This is a genomic window from Mycetocola zhujimingii (genome assembly GCF_003065425.1).
GTDB classification, from domain to species: domain Bacteria; phylum Actinomycetota; class Actinomycetes; order Actinomycetales; family Microbacteriaceae; genus Mycetocola_A; species Mycetocola_A zhujimingii.
Genome location: NZ_CP026949.1, coordinates 834,938 through 854,071, shown reverse-complemented (window position 1 = coordinate 854,071; position 19,134 = coordinate 834,938). Strand labels below are relative to the sequence as shown.

General features: G+C 65.4%; 15 protein-coding genes. 7 read left to right on the top strand and 8 right to left on the bottom strand.

What is annotated here, in order from left to right; all coding sequences use genetic code 11:
- Positions 1 to 20 precede the first annotated feature (20 nt).
- A complete protein-coding gene (locus C3E77_RS03920) occupies positions 21 to 860 on the bottom strand; it encodes an ADP-dependent NAD(P)H-hydrate dehydratase (RefSeq protein WP_108390431.1) in 840 nt (279 codons plus the stop codon).
- A gap of 75 nt (positions 861 to 935) precedes the next feature.
- Here C3E77_RS03920 and C3E77_RS03915 point away from each other — a divergent pair, with 75 nt between their 5' ends.
- Positions 936 to 2,030, top strand: coding sequence for an NADH:flavin oxidoreductase/NADH oxidase (locus C3E77_RS03915; protein ID WP_108390430.1), 1,095 nt, complete (start codon positions 936 to 938; stop codon positions 2,028 to 2,030).
- Here the strand turns inward: C3E77_RS03915 and C3E77_RS03910 are convergent.
- The 3 genes from C3E77_RS03910 to guaB1 all read right to left on the bottom strand — a co-directional run bounded on the left by C3E77_RS03910 (position 2,027) and on the right by guaB1 (position 5,989).
- Complete coding sequence (locus C3E77_RS03910) at positions 2,027 to 3,076, bottom strand: hemolysin family protein (protein WP_108390429.1); 1,050 nt, start codon at positions 3,074 to 3,076, stop codon at positions 2,027 to 2,029. The two genes, C3E77_RS03915 and C3E77_RS03910, sit on opposite strands and share 4 nt — an antisense overlap.
- Complete coding sequence (locus tag C3E77_RS03905) at positions 3,069 to 4,370, bottom strand: hemolysin family protein (RefSeq protein ID WP_108393032.1); 1,302 nt, start codon at positions 4,368 to 4,370, stop codon at positions 3,069 to 3,071. The genes C3E77_RS03910 and C3E77_RS03905 overlap by 8 nt, the downstream gene beginning before the upstream one ends.
- Before the next feature lie 179 nt (positions 4,371 to 4,549).
- Positions 4,550 to 5,989, bottom strand: coding sequence for a GMP reductase (gene guaB1, locus C3E77_RS03900; RefSeq protein ID WP_108393030.1), 1,440 nt, complete (start codon positions 5,987 to 5,989; stop codon positions 4,550 to 4,552).
- A gap of 136 nt (positions 5,990 to 6,125) precedes the next feature.
- On the opposite strand from guaB1, the gene C3E77_RS03895 reads away from it, so the two are divergent.
- Together C3E77_RS03895 and C3E77_RS03890 are read left to right on the top strand one after the other, a co-directional pair.
- Entirely contained in the window at positions 6,126 to 9,815 is a 3,690-nt protein-coding gene (locus C3E77_RS03895) for a multifunctional oxoglutarate decarboxylase/oxoglutarate dehydrogenase thiamine pyrophosphate-binding subunit/dihydrolipoyllysine-residue succinyltransferase subunit (protein WP_108390428.1), read from the top strand.
- Positions 9,816 to 9,951: 136 nt separating this feature from the next.
- Positions 9,952 to 11,673, top strand: a complete 1,722-nt coding sequence (locus C3E77_RS03890) for a cation:proton antiporter (protein WP_108390427.1) — start codon at positions 9,952 to 9,954, stop codon at positions 11,671 to 11,673.
- A 114-nt stretch (positions 11,674 to 11,787) separates the two neighbouring features.
- Here C3E77_RS03890 and C3E77_RS03885 read toward each other — a convergent pair whose 3' ends face one another.
- The 3 genes from C3E77_RS03885 to C3E77_RS03875 are packed head-to-tail and all read right to left on the bottom strand — an operon-like array spanning position 11,788 to position 14,942.
- Positions 11,788 to 14,031, bottom strand: a complete 2,244-nt coding sequence (locus C3E77_RS03885) for an MMPL family transporter (protein WP_234031284.1) — start codon at positions 14,029 to 14,031, stop codon at positions 11,788 to 11,790.
- A gap of 54 nt (positions 14,032 to 14,085) precedes the next feature.
- Positions 14,086 to 14,331 carry an anti-sigma factor family protein gene (locus C3E77_RS03880; RefSeq protein WP_108390426.1) on the bottom strand — a complete coding sequence of 82 codons (246 nt, stop codon included), beginning with the start codon at positions 14,329 to 14,331 and terminating at the stop codon, positions 14,086 to 14,088.
- A complete protein-coding gene (locus tag C3E77_RS03875; RefSeq protein WP_198410456.1) occupies positions 14,328 to 14,942 on the bottom strand; it encodes a sigma-70 family RNA polymerase sigma factor in 615 nt (204 codons plus the stop codon). The genes C3E77_RS03880 and C3E77_RS03875 overlap by 4 nt, the downstream gene beginning before the upstream one ends.
- A gap of 152 nt (positions 14,943 to 15,094) precedes the next feature.
- Between C3E77_RS03875 and aroA the strand changes: the two genes are divergently transcribed.
- Genes aroA through bcp form a run of 3 tightly spaced genes read left to right on the top strand, consistent with a single transcriptional unit; the run spans position 15,095 to position 18,024 of the window.
- Positions 15,095 to 16,456, top strand: coding sequence for a 3-phosphoshikimate 1-carboxyvinyltransferase (aroA, locus tag C3E77_RS03870; RefSeq protein WP_108390425.1), 1,362 nt, complete (start codon positions 15,095 to 15,097; stop codon positions 16,454 to 16,456).
- A complete protein-coding gene (gene rsgA, locus C3E77_RS03865; protein WP_108390424.1) occupies positions 16,453 to 17,511 on the top strand; it encodes a ribosome small subunit-dependent GTPase A in 1,059 nt (352 codons plus the stop codon). Before aroA ends, rsgA begins: the two co-directional genes overlap by 4 nt.
- Positions 17,512 to 17,520: 9 nt before the next feature.
- Complete coding sequence (gene bcp, locus C3E77_RS03860) at positions 17,521 to 18,024, top strand: thioredoxin-dependent thiol peroxidase (RefSeq protein ID WP_108390423.1); 504 nt, start codon at positions 17,521 to 17,523, stop codon at positions 18,022 to 18,024.
- Between the two features lie 94 nt (positions 18,025 to 18,118).
- On the opposite strand, the gene C3E77_RS03855 is transcribed toward bcp, so the two are convergent.
- A complete protein-coding gene (locus tag C3E77_RS03855) occupies positions 18,119 to 18,448 on the bottom strand; it encodes a hypothetical protein (RefSeq protein WP_146188092.1) in 330 nt (109 codons plus the stop codon).
- Positions 18,449 to 18,755: 307 nt separating this feature from the next.
- Here C3E77_RS03855 and C3E77_RS03850 point away from each other — a divergent pair, with 307 nt between their 5' ends.
- Positions 18,756 to 19,004 carry a WhiB family transcriptional regulator gene (locus tag C3E77_RS03850; protein WP_090711166.1) on the top strand — a complete coding sequence of 83 codons (249 nt, stop codon included), beginning with the start codon at positions 18,756 to 18,758 and terminating at the stop codon, positions 19,002 to 19,004.
- The last annotated feature ends 130 nt before the right edge of the window (positions 19,005 to 19,134 follow it).

Below are 19,134 nucleotides of genomic sequence, written 5' to 3'. Positions count from 1 at the left end.
TGAGAAGTTCGCCCGGGTCGTCAGTCGCCGCGGATGGCGAGCAACTGCCTGACCGCGTCCGGCAGCGCCTCTGCGATATCGAGCGCGACGATCGGGCCGCCCTGTGAGGCACGTTGTGCGGCGGTCGCGTGCAGCACCTGGGCCGACGCAGCAAGCCGCGCGAGAGTGCCGGGTTCGAACGCCCCGCCGGCGTGCGTTGCCACGAGCGCACCAAGCACACCGCCAAGCACGTCGCCCGCGCCGGCGGTCGCTGTCCAGCCGGGCGCACCGGAGACAGCGATCCGCGCTCCCAGTGGCTCCGCGATAAAGGTGGTGCTGCCCTTCAGCAGCACGGTGACCCTGAGGATGTCAGCGGCACGACTGGCCCAGACTGACGGCGTCGTTGCGATGGTCTGGGCAGACACACTCTCCCCGACGTGCGCGAGCATGCGCGCCAGTTCCCTGTAGTGCGGTGTGACGACCACCCCCGCCCTCGGCGCCTCTGCCGCCATCTCGAGCGCACCGCCGTCGGCAACCACAGGCTCGCCAGACGCGAGGGCATCCGAGAAGAGGGTTCCGAGCAGACCGAGCTCCCCCGAATCCGTACCTGACCCGATGAGCCACGCCTGCACTCTCCCCGGAAGGGTCACCACCTCGGGGCGCCGCGACAACACGAGCTTCGTCGCGTCACCGAGGTACCTGATCATCCCAAGCCCGGTACGCGCAGCACCTTCAACGCCGAGAACCCCGGCACCGGGATACTCCGCTGACCCTGTGACAATGCCAAGCACGCCACGGCTGTACTTATCATCGCGCTCGGTGGGAACCGCAACGTACACTGCTGCGTCGCGCTCGGCCCACGGCATCCATTCGCTCTCCATCCCCTCACGATAGAGGCCGGTGGGATAAGTTGAACAGCCTCGGTGTGCACCAGGCACGCCGCGCTGAGGAGATCGATGCCCGCCCTGTTCACGCCGCTCACCCTGAGGAACCTCACGATCCGGAACCGCGTCTGGATCCCGGCCATGTGCCAGTACTCGGTCGAGGCGCGCGACGGCGTCCCCACCGACTGGCACCTCGTGCACCTCGGCCAGTTCGCGATCGGCGGCGCCGGACTCGTCATCTCCGAGGCCACAGCGGTCAGCCCCGAAGGCAGGATCAGCGACCGCGACACGGGGATCTGGACGGACGAACAAGCGGATGCCTGGGCGCGCGTGGTTCGGTTCATCCAGTCGCACGGTGCTGCAGCGGGTATCCAGCTCGGCCATGCCGGGCGTAAGGCATCGACCTTCGCTCCATGGGGCAGCGACGGGCGCCGCGGCAGCCTGCCCATCGCTGACGGCGGCTGGGAGACCGTCGGCCCGACAACCGACGCATTCGACGGGTTTACCGCCCCGCGCGAACTCGACGAGGCCGGCATCGACAGGGTGGTCGCCGACTTCGCAGCGGCAGCGCGTCGCGCCGTCACCGCGGGCTTCAGTGTGCTCGAGATCCACGCGGCGCACGGGTACCTGCTGCACCAGTTCCTGAGCCCGCTCGTCAACACCCGCACCGACAGCTACGGCGGATCGCTGGAGAACCGCGCACGGTTGCTGCTCAGGGTCGTCGAGGCGGTCAGGGAGAACGCCGGGAACTCCGTGGTGTTCGTCAGGTTCTCGGCGACCGACTGGGCGCCTGACGGCTGGGACGAGGGCCAAACGGCAACGGTGGCCCGCTGGGCCGCTGATGCCGGAGCAGACTTTTTCGACATCTCGACCGGTGGCGCTATCCCCGGCGTCGAGATCCCGCTCTCGCCCGGTTACCAGGTGCCGTTCGCCGCGTCAGTGAGGGCTGCTGCCGGGGTCGGTGTTGCGGCGGTCGGTTTGATCACCGATGCAGCACAGGCCGAGGAGATTGTCGCGTCGGGCAGCGCCGACGCGGTCCTGATCGGCCGAGAAGCGCTCCGCGACCCGCACTTCCCCCTGCGTGCGGCGGCCGAGCTCGGCGCGCGCATCGACTACGTGCCCGGCCAGTACGAGCGGGCGCCGTACCCGGCGCCCGCAAACAGCTAGTGCCGCCTCGTGGCATCCTGAACTTCGCCGACGAGTTCCTCGATGATGTCCTCGAGGAACAACACACCGGTCGTATCGCCTTCGCTGTTGAACGCGCGGGCGAGGTGAGCGCCTGACCGCCTCATGATGGCGAGGGCGTCTTCGAGGTCTGTGTCCTCGAAGATCGACACCAGCTGGCGGATGCGCTTGGCGGGAACCGGCTTGTCCGAGTCGTCATCGTCGTCATCCGACTCGAGGCTGAGGACATCCTTGAGGTGGAGGTAGCCTGACGGCAGCCCGTGCTCGTCGACGATCACGTAACGCGAGAAGCCGTGCTTGGCGACCGCGCGCTCGACGTCGGCCGGCGTGGCGTTCTCGGGAAGCGTGATGAGGTTCTCGAGGGGAATCGCGACGTCGATGACCTTCTTGTTGGTGAACTCGAAAGCCGCAACGAGTGCACCGGTCGAGTCGAGCAGCAAGCCCTCACGCGTCGACTGCGAGACGATGTTCGCCACCTCGTCGAGGGTGAACGTCGACGTGGCCTCGTCTTTCGGCTCCACTCCGAACAGCCTGAGGACCGCGTTGGCCGCCCCGTTGAGCACCCAGATCACCGGCTTGAAGACGCGACCGACGAAGACCAGGGGTGGCGCCAGGAGAAGCACAGCCCGGTCGGGCACCGAGAACGAGAGGTTCTTCGGCACCATCTCGCCGAACACGACGTGGAGGTAGGAGACGAGCAGCAGCGTCACGATGAACGCAACGGTCCCGACCATTTCCTCGGGGAGGCCCGTGACCGCGAGCGGCACCTCCAGCAGATGGTGGATCGCCGGCTCTGACACGTTGAGGATCAGCAGCGAGCACACGGTGATACCCAGCTGGCTCGTCGCAAGCATGAGTGTCGCGTGTTCCATCGCCCACAGCGCGGTGATGGCGCTGCGCTTGCCCTGTTCGGCCAGCGGTTCGATCTGCGATCGCTTCGCCGAGATGACGGCGAACTCAGCACCAACGAAGAAGGCGTTGCCGGCCAGCAGGACGACGAGCCAGGCGATTCCAGCCCAGTCACTCATGGTCGGCTCCTTCCTCGAGGGGGTTCGGTGTGTAACGGATGCGATCGATACGGCGACCATCGAGTCGATCGACCCGCAGCGTGCCGGAGTCGATCTCCACGGTGTCGCCAATCACGGGAAGCCTGCCGAGCTCGCTCATCACGAATCCGGCAACGGTCTCGTATGGTCCGTCTTCCGGGACCGAGATCGCCGTGCGTTCGAGCAGCTCATCCGGGCGGAGGTCGCCGGGGAAGGCGATGGAGTCGAGGGTGCGGACAACGCCCGCTCGAGTGCGGTCATGCTCGTCGGCGACCTCACCGACCAGTTCCTCGACCAGGTCCTCGAGAGTCGCGATCCCTGCGGTTCCGCCGTACTCATCGACGACGACAGCCATCTGGAAGCCGCGGCCGCGCAATTCGCTGAGCAGCGCGTCGAGGCGCATGGTCTCGGGAACACGCACGATCTCGGACTGCAGCGCCGACACGGGCACATCTCCGCGCTTGGCGCGAGGTACAGCAATGGCCTGCTTGACGTGCACGAGGCCGACGACGTCGTCGGCGTCCTCATCGATGACGGGGAACCGGGAGTAACCGGTCGTTCGTGCGAGCTCGACCACGAGCCTCGCCGAGTCTCCCCTGCGGACAGCCTCGACGCGTGGCCGTGGCGTCATGACATCCGCCGCTGTGTGGCTCGCGAACTGCAGAGTGCGGTTCAGCAGCGTCGCGGTGTCGCGCTCGAGGGTGCCCGCTCCCGCGCTTCGACGCACGAGGCTCGACAGTTCCTCGGCGGTGCGCGCGCCGGACAGCTCTTCCTTCGGCTCGATCCCGATCGAACGAAGTAGTCCGTTTGCACTGCCGTTGAGCAGCACAACCGCTGGCTTGAACACCGCGGTGAACAACGACTGGAACGGGATAACCAGCTTGGCGGTCTGGACCGGGAGGGCGAGGGCGAAGTTCTTCGGAACGAGTTCGCCGATGATCATCGACAGCAGGGTGGCCACCACAATCGCGACGGTCGTCGCCACGGGGACGACGGCGATCTCCGGGAGACCGACGGAGACGAGCGGCTCCGAGAGCAGGGTCGTGATCGCCGGTTCCATCGTGTACCCGGTGAGAAGCGTGGTGAGGGTGATGCCGAGCTGCGCACTCGACAGGTGGGTCGAGGTGATCCGCAGGGCGGCGATCGTCCTGCCCAGCCGTGACTCGCCGCGCTCCTGGCGCGCCTCGAGTTCGGAACGGTCGAGGTTCACGAGCGCGAACTCGCTGGCGACGAAGAGACCGGTGCCGACGGTCAGGAGCAACCCGACGCCGAGCATGATCCACTCAAACACAGGTCACCTCCCACGCGGGAGAGGCACATTGTTGAGAAGCGGGCGAGTCAGCAGAAGGGGGGTCGTCCATTGTGCTCGCAATTATACGCAGGCGGCCATCGCTCCCGCCGTGAAACACCTGAGGTGGCGAGGCCGAAGACCCGGTCGAGCGGCGGACAGGGCGACTACCAGGACACCGGCAGCGCCTTACCCTCGTCATATCCCGCTGCCGACTGAACGCCGACAAGGGCGCGCTCCCTGAATTCCTCCACGTTCGATGCCCCGGCGTATGTGAACGATGACCGCACTCCCGAGGTGATCATGTCGAGCAGGTCCTCAACGCTCGGGCGGCCGGGATCGAGGTAGATCTTCGACGACGAGATTCCTTCGGCGAACAGTGTCTTGCGAGCCAGCTCATACGGGTCGAGTCGCCCGAACCGTTCCTGGACAGCCTTGGTGGATGCCATCCCCCAGCTTTCCTTGTACAGCCGCCCGTCGGCATCCGTGTGCAGGGTTCCCGGCGCTTCGACGGTTCCGGCAAACCAGGATCCGATCATCACGCTCGATGCTCCTGCGGCCAGCGCGAGGGCGACATCCCGCGGGTAGCGCACTCCGCCGTCTGCCCACACGTGAGCGCCGAGGTCACGAGCGGCCGCCGAGGTTTCGAGGACAGCCGAGAACTGCGGCCTGCCGACGGCCGTCATCATCCGGGTTGTGCACATGGCACCGGGGCCCACTCCGACCTTGAGGATGTCGGCCCCGGCCGCGACGAGGTCGCTGACGCCCACCGGCGTCACGACGTTGCCGGCGACGAGCGGGAGTCCAAGACCGAGCGATTTCACCGTTGCGAGTGCTCTGAGCATCCCTTCCTGGTGGCCGTGCGCGGTGTCGAGGACGAGCACGTCGACGCCGGCAGCGGCGAGGGCTCGCGCCTTGGCCGCCACGTCGCCGTTGATGCCGATCGCTGCCGCGACAACCAGCCGGCCGGAGGCATCAACCGCCGGCCGATACAGGGTTGCCCTCAGCGCGCTCGTACGCGACAGGGTCCCAATCAGCTTTCCGTGCCGCAGCACTGGGGCGAAGTCGAGCTCGGCCGCGACGAGCAGGTCGAAGGCGCTCCGCGGGTCGGTCACGTCTTCCGCATCGATCGACGTGAGCCTCTCGTACAGCAAATCACCGAGTTTCGCATCGGGGGGCGTCGACCCGAGCACGGTGGCCGGAAGGCATCCGAGATACTCCCCGGCCGGTGACCTGAGGACGATACCGTGGCCGGCCAGAGCCGGGGTCACGAGTAACGCGTCAGCGACGGTGGCGTCAGCGGTGAATTCAATCGGCGTGTCATATTCGACGGGCTGGTCCTTGACCCAGCGGATCGCGGAATCGAGGTCCTGAAGCGGCATGTCCTGCGGAAGCACACCGAGACCGCCGCGCCGCGCGAGGGTCGCAGCGAGGCGGGGGCCGGTCACCGAGTTCATGTTGGCGGACACGATCGGAATCCGTGTCGCCGTCCCATCCCCCGGCGCGAGCGAGACCTCGAGCCTCGAGGTCACCGCCGACCGCGACGGGACGAGAAAAACGTCGGAATAGGTGAGATCGAAATCTGGTTCCTGCCCGTAGAACTCCATGAAGTCCACGCTACTCATCCGAGCGAAGGGCCGCAGCATCAAGCCAAAGGGATTAGGCTTGATAACTGGATCTGACAGCGCTTCCCACGGATGTCGCTGTTGTGCTCAATTCAATGGAGAGAGTGGTGGTCTGGCGGTGTCAAGCCAGTTGACCGGTGTGGGAACTGACGACGGTTCGTCGGGTGAATTTGGGGCTAACGAGTGGCTCGTCGATGAGATGTACGAGCAGTACATTGTCGACAAGAATTCCGTTGATCAGTCGTGGTGGCCGATTCTCGAGAATTACTCGCCAGTGAAGGGCGACGGCGCGACGCGACCGACCCCTCCCTCGCACCCGCTCACTGCCCCGATCCCTGTGATCGGAGCGCAGCCCGAAGCGAAGACCACGTCTGTGCAGCCGAAAGCTGCGCCGATCCCGGCGGACGCCCCGCGCACCGCCCCGACGAAACCGGCGGCACCTGACAGCTCTGACGCCGAGCGCGAGGAACCGCAGGACACCGTGCAGCCGCTGCGCGGCATGGCGAAGTCGCTCGCGACCAACATGGAAACCAGCCTGACGGTTCCGACGGCGACGAGCGTGCGGACAATCCCCGCCAAGCTCATGATCGACAACCGAATCGTCATCAACAACCACCTCAAGCGCGCCCGAGGCGGCAAGGTCAGCTTCACCCACCTCATCGGCTGGGCCCTGATCCAGACCCTCAAGGATTTCCGCAGCCAGAACGTCTACTACGACATCGTCGACGGCAAGCCCAGTGTCGTCGCCCCGGCGCACGTCGGGCTGGGTATCGCCGTTGACATTCCCAAGCCTGACGGCACCCGGGCGCTCCTCGTTCCCGCGATCAAGAAGGCAGACACGCTGACCTTCGGCGAGTACCTCGCCGCGTACGAAGATCTCGTCACCCGCGCGCGCAGCAACAAGCTGACCGCGGATGACTTCAAGGGTGCGTCGGTGTCGCTGACGAACCCCGGTGGAATCGGCACCGAGCACTCGGTACCTCGGCTCATGAAGGGGCAGGGCTGCATCATCGGCGCCGGTGCCCTCGACTACCCGGCCGAGTTCCAGGGTGCGAGCGAGCACACGCTCGTCGAGCTCGCCATCGGCAAGACGATCACCCTCACCTCGACCTACGACCACCGCGTCATTCAGGGTGCCGGCTCCGGCGAGTTCCTCAAGAAGGTTCACGAACTCCTCACCGGCCAGAAGTCGTTCTACCAGGACATCTTCGCCGCCCTCCGCATCCCGTACGACCCGGTGCACTGGGCACCGGACATCTCGGTCGACCTCAGCGACACGGTCAACAAGACCGCTCGCGTGCAGGAACTCATCAACTCGTTCCGGGTGCGCGGCCACCTCATGGCCGACGTCGACCCGCTCGAATATGTTCAGCGGTCACACCCCGACCTCGACATCCTCAACCATGGCCTGACCTTCTGGGACCTCGACCGTGAGTTCGTCACCGGCGGCTTCGGCGACAGGCGCCAGGCCAAGCTCCGCGACATCCTCGGCCTGCTCCGCGACTCGTACTGCCGCACAATCGGCCTCGAGTACATGCACATCCAGGATCCGGCGCAGCGCAAGTGGATCCAGGAAAAGGTGGAGCGCCCGTACGCCAAGCCGACCCACGACGAGCAGATGCGCATCCTCGGCAAGCTCAACGAGGCCGAGGCATTCGAGACCTTCCTCCAGACCAAGTACGTCGGCCAGAAGCGCTTCAGCCTCGAGGGCGGCGAATCGACCATCGCACTGCTCGACGCCATCCTGCAGGGTGCTGCCGAAGCGGGGCTCGACGGCGCCGCCATCGGCATGGCCCACCGCGGACGCCTCAACGTCCTCACCAACATCGCGGGCAAAACCTACGGCCAGGTCTTCCAGGAGTTTGAGGGAACGACCAAGAAGGCATCGGGTTCCGGCGACGTCAAGTACCACCTCGGCACCGAGGGAACCTTCAGCGCCTCCGACGGCAGCGAACTGCCGGTGTACCTCGCGGCCAACCCGTCACACCTCGAAGCTGTCGACGGCGTCCTCGAGGGTATCGTCCGCGCGAAGCAGGATCGCCAGCCGATCGGGTCATACTCAACGCTCCCCATCCTCGTCCACGGTGACGCAGCGATGGCCGGCCAGGGAATCGTGCTCGAGACGATGCAGCTGTCTCAGCTGCGCGGCTACCGCACGGGCGGAACGATCCACCTCGTCGTCAACAACCAGGTCGGCTTCACGACGACCCCGGGTGAAGGCCGCTCGTCGGTGTACTCGACCGACGTCGCCAAGACGATCCAGGCGCCGATCTGGCACGTGAACGGTGACGACCCCGAGAGCGTCGTCCGTGTTGCGCGGCTGGCACTCGAGTACCGCCAGGAATTCAAGAAGGACGTCGTCATCGACCTCATCTGTTACCGCAGGCGCGGTCACAACGAGGGCGACGACCCGTCGATGACGCAGCCGCTGATGTACAACCTCATCGAGCAGAAGCGCAGTGTGCGCAAGCTCTACACCGAGGCTCTCGTCGGTCGTGGTGACATCACCGAAGACGAGTACGAGGCATCCCACCGCGACTTCCAGGACCGCCTTGAGCGGGCGTTCATGGAAACCCACGCCTCCCAGACGGCGTCGACGCCCATCATCCTCGATGACATGGCCGATGACGACGGATACTCCGGAGAGCCTGAGACCACGGGCGTGCCCGAGGCCGTCGTGCAGCTCATCGGCGACGCGTTCAACAACAAGCCAGCCGGATTCACTGTGCACCCGAAGCTGCAGCAGCTTCTGCAGAAGCGGCTCGACATGAGCCGCAACGGCAACATCGACTGGGCATTCGGCGAGCTCCTCGCGCTCGGTTCCCTCCTCGTCGAGGGCACCCCGGTGCGCATGAGCGGCCAGGACAGCCGACGCGGCACCTTCGTGCAGCGCCACGCCGTCCTTCACGACCGCGTGAACGGCCAGGAGTGGCTCCCACTTGCCAACCTCGCCGATAACCAGGCGAGGTTCTGGATCTACGATTCGCTGCTGAGCGAGTATGCGGTCATGGGCTTCGAATACGGATACTCCGTGGAACGCCCCGACGCGCTCGTGCTGTGGGAAGCCCAGTTCGGTGACTTCGCCAACGGTGGGCAAACCATCGTCGACGAGTTCATCTCGAGTGCCGAGCAGAAGTGGGGACAGCGTTCGAGCGTCGTGCTGCTGCTGCCACACGGCTACGAGGGACAGGGACCAGACCACTCGTCCGCGCGGATCGAGCGCTACCTGCAGCTGTGCGCCGAGAACAACATGACGGTTGCCCGCCCATCGACGCCCGCGTCGTACTTCCACCTGCTGCGCCGCCAGGCATACGCGAGGCCCCGTCGTCCGCTCGTCGTCTTCACGCCGAAGGCCATGCTCCGCCTCCGCGGCGCGTCGTCGAGTGTCGAGGACTTCACGAGCGGCAGGTTCGAGCCCGTGATCGACGATGGCCGGGTGACGGACAAGGCTGCGGTGAAGCGTGTTCTGCTGCACTCGGGCAAGATCCACTGGGACCTCGTCTCCGAGCTCGCGAAGCAGCCGAACGATGAGATCGCCCTCGTGCGGCTCGAGCAGTACTACCCGCTGCCGAAGGACGAACTCACCGCTGTGATCGCCCAGTACCCGAACGCCGAGCTGGTGTGGGTACAGGACGAGCCGGAGAACCAGGGTGCATGGCCGTTCATCGCTCTCGAGGCATCGAAGCACGTCGGAGAGCGCAGCATCCGCGTTGTCTCCCGCGCCGCATCGGCGTCGCCCGCAACGGGTTCTGCAAAGCGCCACGCGTCTGAGCAGGCAGACCTGCTGTCGAGGGCACTCACGCTCTAGAGCGTCATTTACAGATCGGGAGGGGTGCTGGCTTCGGCCGGCACCCCTCTCGTGTTTCTCCGGCTGGACTCGCCACACTGGCTACACCTGCCAGCAGGCTCTCCTCGAGCAGCGGCATCCGGCCTACTCTGAGGAAATGGAATATGCCATCCTGGGCCTCTTCGGAGTCCTGGCCATCGTCGTGGTCGCGCGCTTCGCACCCAGGCTCGGAGTGGCGAGTCCGCTCATCCTTGTCGTCGTCGGCATCGGCGCGAGCTTCGTGCCCGGCGTCCCCGAGATCGTTGTACCGCCCGAACTGATCCTCTCGGTGGTTCTGCCCCCGATCCTCTACGCGGCAGCGGTCAACGTCCCCCTCGTCGACTTCCGACGGAACCTCAAGGCGATCACCGGACTCTCCGTGCTGCTCGTGATTGTCTCGGCGTTCATCACGGGTTTCGCTCTGTACCTGATCCTCCCCGACCTCAGCCTGCCCGCCGCGATTGCCCTCGGCGCTGTGATCAGCCCGCCGGATGCTGTCGCCGCGACGTCGATAGGAAAGCGGCTCGGTCTTCCACCGCGACTGGTCACCGTACTGGAGGGTGAGGGTCTTGTGAACGACGCAACGGCGCTCGTCCTGCTGCGCTCAGCGATCGCCGCGTCCGCAGGGGCGGTCTCTCTCGGTGAAGTGGCCGGGGAATTCGCTTACGCGGTCGCTGCCGCCATCGTCATCGGAATCGCCGTCGGTTACGCGATGGTCTGGGTCCGGTCGAAGCTCGACGATCCGATCCTCAACACCACGCTGTCGTTCACCGTGCCGTTCCTGGCCTTCCTGCCCGCCGAGGAACTCAACGCGTCAGGGGTTCTCGCCGTGGTGGTCGCCGGCCTGATCACCGGTCACAACAGTGCCAGGTACTTCAGCTCCCATGATCGGATCGCCGAGCGCCTGAACTGGCGTACAGCACAGTTCGTTCTGGAGAACGGCGTTTTCCTCCTGATGGGCATCGAGCTGCGCACACTCATCGACCAGGTGGAGGCAGACGACCTCAGCGTCCTCGAGGCGGTCGGCCTCGGCATCCTCGCGAGCATTCTCCTCATGCTCATACGTACCCTCTTCGTGATCCCGCTCATCGCTGTACTGCGCCGCGACCAGCGACGCGCCAAGGGGCAGGAGCGGTACCTCGACTCCGCACTCAGGAAACTCGACGACCGTGAGCACGACGAGGACTCCTCACCGGCAAACACCAAACGGATTCGCCGGTTCCTCACCCGCCAGCGCGCGGACGTCTCGTTCCTGACCTCAGAGGGCCTCGGCTGGAGAGGCGGTGCCGTGATCGCCTGGTCTGGAATGCGCGGCGTCGTCACTCTCGCAGCGGCGCAGTCACTGCCGACCGACATCCCGTACCGCCCGCAACTGATCCTCATCGCGTTCACTGTCGCCGTTGTCACACTGCTGGGCAACGGCGGTACGCTGCCGTTCCTCATCCGCAAACTCGGGATCGTCGGAACCGATCCGAGGGCTGACCGGGCCGAACTCGCCACCCTCATCAACGAGATCAGCGACGTCGGACTTGCGACCCTCGACAACCCCGACCTGCTCGCCGAGAACGGGGGCGAATTCTCCCCCGATGTCATCCAGCGGGTGCGTGAGGACAGCGTGATGCGCAGCGAGTCGGTCGCCGAAGTGCGCTCGGGGCAACCGGGGCCGCACCAGCAGCACCGGATCCTTCGGCTGCGGGTACTCCAGGCGGAGCGCGACGCACTGCTCGACGCCCGGGCTACCGGCGCGTACAGCTCGAGGGTGATGGAACGGGCACAAAACATCCTCGACCTCGAAGAGTCCCGGCTCGCCCAGTTGAGTGGCCCCTCCGGCCGCCAGTGACTCTCCCGTCAGTGTGCTGCTGAACGTTGACAGACACACGAAGGCGGTGAACCGATGCCCTAGCATCCGTTCACCGCCTTCTCCCCCGACCCCCGGTTCTCCCCGTCCGCCTGGCTAGCTCGTGTGCCCAGCGGCGACGGGCTCATCCGCGTCAGCGGCGGGCTGCCGGTCGGCCGAATGGATGCCACGCGACAGTTTGCTCGGCCACCAGATCGCGCGGCCGATGTCGTAACTCAACGCGGGCACGAGCAGCGTGCGAACCAGGAACGTGTCGAGAAGCACACCGAATGCGACGATGAACGCGATCTGGAGCAGGAACAGGATCGGAATGACGCTGAGCGCCGCGAACGTCGCGGCGAGGACAAGACCCGCAGAGGTGATGACACCACCGGTGACGGCGAGCCCGCGCAGGATTCCCTGCTTCGTGCCGTGGTTCTTCGATTCCTCCCGCACCCTCGTCATGAGGAAGATGTTGTAATCCACCCCGAGGGCCACCAGAAAGACGAATCCGAACAGCGGAACAGACGGGTCGGCTCCCGGGAAGTCGAAGATGCCGTTGAATACCCAGGCCGACACTCCGAGCGCCGCACCGAACGACAGCACAACGCTCGCGATCAGCAGCAAGGGAGCAACGATCGACCGGAGCAGGAGCATCAGGATGAGCGTGATCGCGGCGAGAATCAGCGGGATCAGCAGATTGCGGTCCTGGATAGCTGTGGTGTTCGAGTCGAGCGCGATGGCTGTCGTCCCGCCGACGAGTACGGGGTTCGACTCGGTCGAGATATCGGCCAGCTTGTCGCGCAGGTCGACAACCACGTTCTCCGCTGCGATCGAGTCGCCGGCGTCCTCGAGCGTTGCCGAGAGCAGCACGTTTCCGTCGACGACGGTGACGTCAGGGACGGGAGTTCCGGGAGGGCCAAGCGGCTGGACGCCGTCTTCCGTCACCGGGAGTGAGCCTGACGGCGACTCCTCGGAAAGTACGGTGAGCGAGTCGACGCCATCGGTGTCGAGCACGATCTCCGAGACAGCCTCGAGCTCGTCCTCTGGCGCGATGATGACGGTCGGTGAACCGGAGCCGGCCGGGAAGTGGTCGGCGAGGACGGCCTGTCCGTCACGGGCCTGTGATTCGCCGAGCACGAACTCGCTCTGGGCGACTCCGTCCGCCTTGAGCTGGAACATCCCCAGGCAGAGGACGCCGAGAAGCAGAACGCTGGAGATCCAGATGACACGCGGGCGTCTGGCGATGAGACGCGCGAGGCGGGGCCAGAGACCCTTCCTGTCGGCACCGATCGGGTTGACGTCTTTTTCCTCGGCCTTCGGGCGGATCGGCCAGAACGCGACTTTCCCCGCCCAGAACAGGAGTGCGGGCAGAAGCGTGAGTGAGGCAAGGAGTGCGAACACGATGCCGATGGATGCGACGGGACCAAGTGACTTGTTCGAGTTCAGATCGGAGAAGAGCAGCAGGAGAAGCGCGGCGATGACCGTGCCACCCGAGGCGAGAATCGGCTCCCACGATCCCTTGAGCGCCGCCCACGTGGCCTTCCACTTCGTCGGCTGGGTGACGAGGGACTCCCGGAACCTGGCGATGTAGAGCAGCGAGTAGTCCGTCGCTGCACCGATGACGAGGATGAAGAGAATGCCCTGGGTCTGGCCACTCAGCAGCAGGATGTCGGCGCGGGCCAGCTGCACAACGACGAGGATCGACGCGCAGAGCGCCGAGAGGCTGGAGAACAGCACGAGGACAGGGAGCAGCGGCGACCGGTAGACGACAACGAGGATTACGAAAACCGCGCCGAGGGCGACAAGGAGGAGCAGACCGTCGATACCAGCGAATGCTTCGGTGAGGTCGGCGGTCAGTCCTGCCGGTCCGGTAATGGCGGCCGTGACGCCGTCGATCGGGTTCTCGGCGAGGACATCACGAAGTGCTTCGACCGTGTCAGCGATCGTTGCATCGGTGTCGAGCACCGTGACGACCTGGACTGCCTCACCATCGTCCGAGACGATGGGCGGTGAACTCTCGTCGGCGAGGACGCCATCCACGTCGGCAAACTCGGCGACGGTCTCGTCGATCTCCGCCAGGTCGGTCTCGGTCAGGCCGCCGTCACGTTCGAAGACCACGATCGCGGGGATGACATCGTCATCGCGGAACTCCGCCTGAAGATCCTGGACCTTGGTGGCCTCTGCGCTCGCGGGCAGCTGCTGCGACTGGTCGTTGGTACTGACCTCGCTGATCTGGCCGAAACTCGCGCCGCCGGCGCCGAACAGCCCAAACCACACGAGGATGAGGGCGGCGGGGATGAGAACACGCAGCCAGACAGGCACGCGGGAGTCTCGACGAGAGGCAGGAGTCTTGATCACACTCCCTACGTTACGTTCGCACCAACGCCGCCCGCGTCGATCAAAAGTTGGAAATCAGGAGTGAGACGCCTGCACAGCGCGAAGCTTCGCCAGCACCTGCAGCTTGAGGTCTTCCGGTGCCGTTTCCTTACACGCCCTCTGGACGGCATCCGTCAGCGTACGCGCGAGCAGAGCTTCCTCCCGGCACGACGCGCAGTGCTCGAGGTGCTCCCGGATATCAGCGGCGTTCGCCTGGCAGACCTCATTCCGGAGGTACTCCTCCAGGTCGCGCTTGGCTTGGTCGCATCCGCAATCTGTCATTTTCGTGCTCCTGTCGGGCGCGTGTCGATGCCGCGCTCCGTTGCGTAGTCAGCCAAAAGGTCCCGCAGCATCCGCCTGCCTCTATGCAGTCGGCTCATAACGGTCCCAATCGGGGTTTTCATGATGTCGGCGATTTCCTGGTAGGCAAAACCTTCAACGTCTGCCAGGTAGACCGCGAGTCGGAAGTCCTCAGGAATGGCCTGGAGCGCATCCTTCACAGCACTGTCTGGCATGTGGTCAATAGCCTCGGCCTCGGCCGATCGGGACGACGTCGCCGTTGTCGACTCCGCGCCACCCATCTGCCAGTCTTCGAGGTCATCGATCGTGCCCTGGTACGGCTCGCGCTGCTTCTTGCGATAGATGTTGATGTACGTGTTCGTCAGGATGCGGTACAGCCACGCCTTGAGGTTCGTGCCCTGCGTGTACTGCCCAAAAGCCGCGTATGCCTTCACAAACGTCTCCTGGACGAGGTCCTGCGCGTCAGACGGATTCTTCGTCATGCGCATGGCCGCGCCATACAACTGGTCGATGAACGGCAGGGCCTGTTCTTCGAACAGTTTGCGCGGGTCTTCGACCGGTTCAGGGGCTGGGTTATCGTCCACGGTGGTCATCACAGGCAAGTCTACGACCGCTTTGACGAGACCGCCCGGGAGGTCGGGAACAAGCCCGGCGGCGACAGGCATGCTCACCTGTCGTTCAAGGACGCGAACTGTCATTGCCGAAGTGCCTCCAAAGCTGTAATGGCCGATACATTAGATAAACAATGCTTGAGTCTCAATATTCCGCACCGGAGTTCGACATCTACGGCGACCGTTCCCAGCCCGCCGGCGATAAGCCGTGGCCAGCGCCCATCGCCTCCGGTCCGATCGAGGCCGTCGTCTCGCTTCCCGGGTCGAAGTCGCTGACGAACCGCGAACTCGTGCTCGCCGCCCTCGCCGAGTCGCCGTCACTGCTGCGCGCACCGCTCCACTCGCGCGACAGCCAGAACATGATTGAGGCCCTGCGGTCCCTCGGCACAACGATCACCGAGACGGATGCCACCGGCGAGTTCGGCGCTGACCTTCTGGTGACGCCCGGCGAACTGACCGGCTCAACCACCGTCGACTGCGGCCTCGCCGGCACGGTGATGCGCTTTGTTCCTCCCGTTGCGGCTCTCGCTCTCGGCCCGACGACATTCGATGCCGATGACTCAGCACGCGGTCGGCCCATGAAGACACTGATCTCCTCACTCCGCGCGCTCGGCGTCGATATCAACGACGACGGACGCGGATCGCTGCCGTTCACCGTTCACGGCACCGGCCGCGTCGGTGGCGGAGAACTCACCATCGACGCGTCGAGCTCGAGCCAGTTCGTCTCAGCGCTCCTTCTCGCCGCCGCGCGATTCGACGATGGACTCACTCTGACCCACTCGGGCGAGCGGCTGCCGAGCCTGCCGCACATCGATATGACCCTTGCCGCACTCTCCGCTCGCGGCGTGACGGCGTCTTCTCCTCAACCGGGAACCTGGCGGGTCGAACCCGGCCCGATCGCCGGCCTGGACGTCGACATCGAACCCGACCTCTCGAATGCGGCCCCGTTCCTCGTCGCCGCGATCGTCACGGGTGGAAGCGTCACCATTCCCCGGTGGCCGGCAGAGACCACCCAGGTCGGCGCCGAGCTGCTCGAGATCCTCCCCCGCTTCGGTGCGACAGTATCCGTCGACGGCGACCGCGTCACGGTGACCGGAACCGGTCGCATCCTCGGCGTCGACCTCGACCTCACAACGGCCGGTGAACTCGCGCCGCCGCTCGTCGCCCTCGCCGCTCTTGCCGAGTCCCCATCGACGATCACCGGGATCGGCCACATCCGTCACCACGAAACCGACCGGCTCGCAGCTCTCGCTACCGAAATCAACCAACTGGGCGGCGAGGTGACCGAACTCGACGACGGCCTCTCGATTGTGCCGAAGCCGCTCACGGGTGGAGTGTGGTCGAGCTACCACGACCACCGCATGGCAACGGCGGGCGCGATCATCGGCCTCGCCGTCGACGGCGTCTCGATCGAGAACATCGCGACCACGGCGAAGACACTGCCCCAATTCCCCGAACTATGGACGACCATGCTCTCGAAAGCTGTCAGCGCATGAGCTGGTGGGACACCGGCGACGACGACGAGCCCGAATTCGACGAATCATCGATCCGCGTTCGGCCGAACCGCAAGGGCAACCGGCCGCGCACGAAAACCCGACCTGAGCACAACGACGCCCAGACCGCACGGGTCCTCGCCGTCGACCGCGGCCGGTACACCGTGCTGCTCGACGAAGGAACGAAGAAGGAACGCCGGATCACCGCGTCACGGGCATCCGAGCTCCGCAAGCATGCCGTCGTCAACGGTGACCGCGTCGACGTGGTCGGTGACCTTTCCGGTGAGCCGGGCACCCTCGCCCGCATCGTTCGGATCGTCCCGCGCACGACGCTGCTCCGCCGAAGCGCCGACGACTCCGACGAGGTCGAGCGGGTCATCGTCGCGAACGCCGACCAGATGCTCGTCGTCGTCGCTGCCGCTGACCCCGAACCACGCGAGCGCCTCGTCGACCGGTACCTCATCGCCGCCCTCGACGCCGGCATCCGCCCCATTCTCTGCATCACGAAGACGGACCTGGCCGATCCCTCTGAGTTCCTCAAGAACTTCGCCGGGCTCGACCTGCTCGTCTTCACAAGCGCTGAAGATCGGATGCCGCTCGCTGAGATCACCGACGCCCTGATCGGCCACGACACGGTGTTTGTCGGGCACTCCGGTGTCGGCAAGTCCACGCTGGTGAACGCGCTGGTGCCGAGCGCGCAGCGAGCGACCGGACACGTCAACGTCGTTACCGGCCGCGGCAGGCACACCTCCTCGTCGACGGTGTCCTACCGGATCGAGAACGAGAATGGCACAGGGTGGGTCATCGACACCCCCGGCGTCCGCTCATTCGGGCTCGGACACATTGACCCGGCGAACGTCCTCAAGGCATTCACCGACCTCGCAGAGGCGGCCGAGCGGTGCCCCCGCGGTTGCACCCACCTGCCGGACGCGCCGGACTGTGCCATCATCGAGGCAGTCGAGTCGGGCGAACTCGGCGAGACCGGCCCCGCGAGACTCGACTCACTGCAGCGCCTGCTCGCGACCTTCGCGACCCGAGCGGCCACGAGAGATGCTTAGGCTGGAACCATGACAGACTCATCGACCACCACCGCTCCCGACGCTCCGCTGCGGCTGCAGCCGGGCGAGACCGCTCCATCGTTCACTCTTCCCAGCTCGGCGGGAACACCGGTCTCCCTCGCGGACTTCGCCGGCTCGAAGGTCATCCTCTACTTCTACCCGGCAGCGATGACCCCTGGCTGCACCACCCAGGCCTGTGACTTCCGCGACAGCCTCGGCTCACTCCAGGGAGCGGGATACACCGTTCTCGGCATTTCCAAGGACTCGCCAGACAAGCTCGCCGCTTTTGCCGAGCGAGACGGGCTAACCTTCCCGCTGCTCAGCGACGAGGACCTCACCGTCCACAAGGCGTACGGTGCCTACGGCGACAAGAACTCGTACGGCCGGATCATCACCGGCGTGCTCCGCTCAACCTTCGTGATCGACGAGAAGGGCGCCATCGAGCTCGCCCTCTACAACGTCAAGGCGACGGGGCACGTTGCCTCGCTGCGGAAGAAGCTCGGCATAGCCTGATCCGCCCAGTAGCGCGCGAGCGCTGCACATCCTGCTCTGCGCTGCAGAAGCTTCTACAGCGCAGAGCAGGAAACTGCAGCGCTCGGCGCGAGCGCTACTCGATGTCGGGGCGACGGAGCGCTTCCATCACACTCTTCGTGAAGAGCAGCACGAGCGCGACAAGGGTCGGGGCGAGGATCGCCCAGCCCCACGCGGGCTGCGCCGTCGCGCCCTGGAAGGCGCCGACCGCGATCGCGAGCTGCACGAGCTGCCAAACCAGCGCCGCTCCACGGCTCCACGGTGCCCTCCTCGCCATCGCGACGGCGACGGCTGAAACGAAGACCGCCGCGATCGCGGCAAGCACGGTGAGGGCGAGCGCGCTGGCGAAGGATGCCGCCGGTTGTGTGAGGACGTCGAAGACGAGAACAACCACGACGCAGATCATGGCCAGAGCCTCGATGAACAAAAGGCCGGTGAGCAGGCGGATCGCGAGAGATCCTCGCGTCTCGGGCGAAAAACTGGAAATTGTAGACCTTTCGTGTGTCCGTTTTGTGTCGGGAGCGTTATTCACAGGTATATCGCACCCAAATCTATTGATTTGACTGAGCCCTTATGGGAACATAATTGAGGCCTCGATCTGCGGTTCACAAAGAGGTGAGCGGATCCCATCGTGTGATCGCCCTCTCAGATCCGGGCCCGTTTCCATTTTCGACCACAGAGGTCGCATACCCGCAATTCAAAGGAGTACCCCCATGGACTGGCGCGACAAAGCCGCTTGCCTCACCGCAGATCCTGAACTATTTTTCCCGGTGGGAAACACAGGTCCGGCAGTCGACCAGATCGACAAGGCGAAAGCCGTGTGCGGTCGGTGCACTGTGACCGAAATCTGCCTCCAGTACGCACTCGAGACCGGTCAGGACTCGGGAGTCTGGGGTGGCCTCTCCGAAGACGAGCGTCGTGCGCTCAAGCGCCGCGCCGCTCGCGCCCGCCGCGCTTCCTGAGCCGACGGGCCTGAGGTACCGCGCCCTAGCGTCAGACCTCAGGCACTGACAACGAAAAGACCGTTGCCCACTCTCTCCGGAGAGTGGGCAACGGTCTTTTCTGCACTCGTCACCGAGAAGACAGCGGATG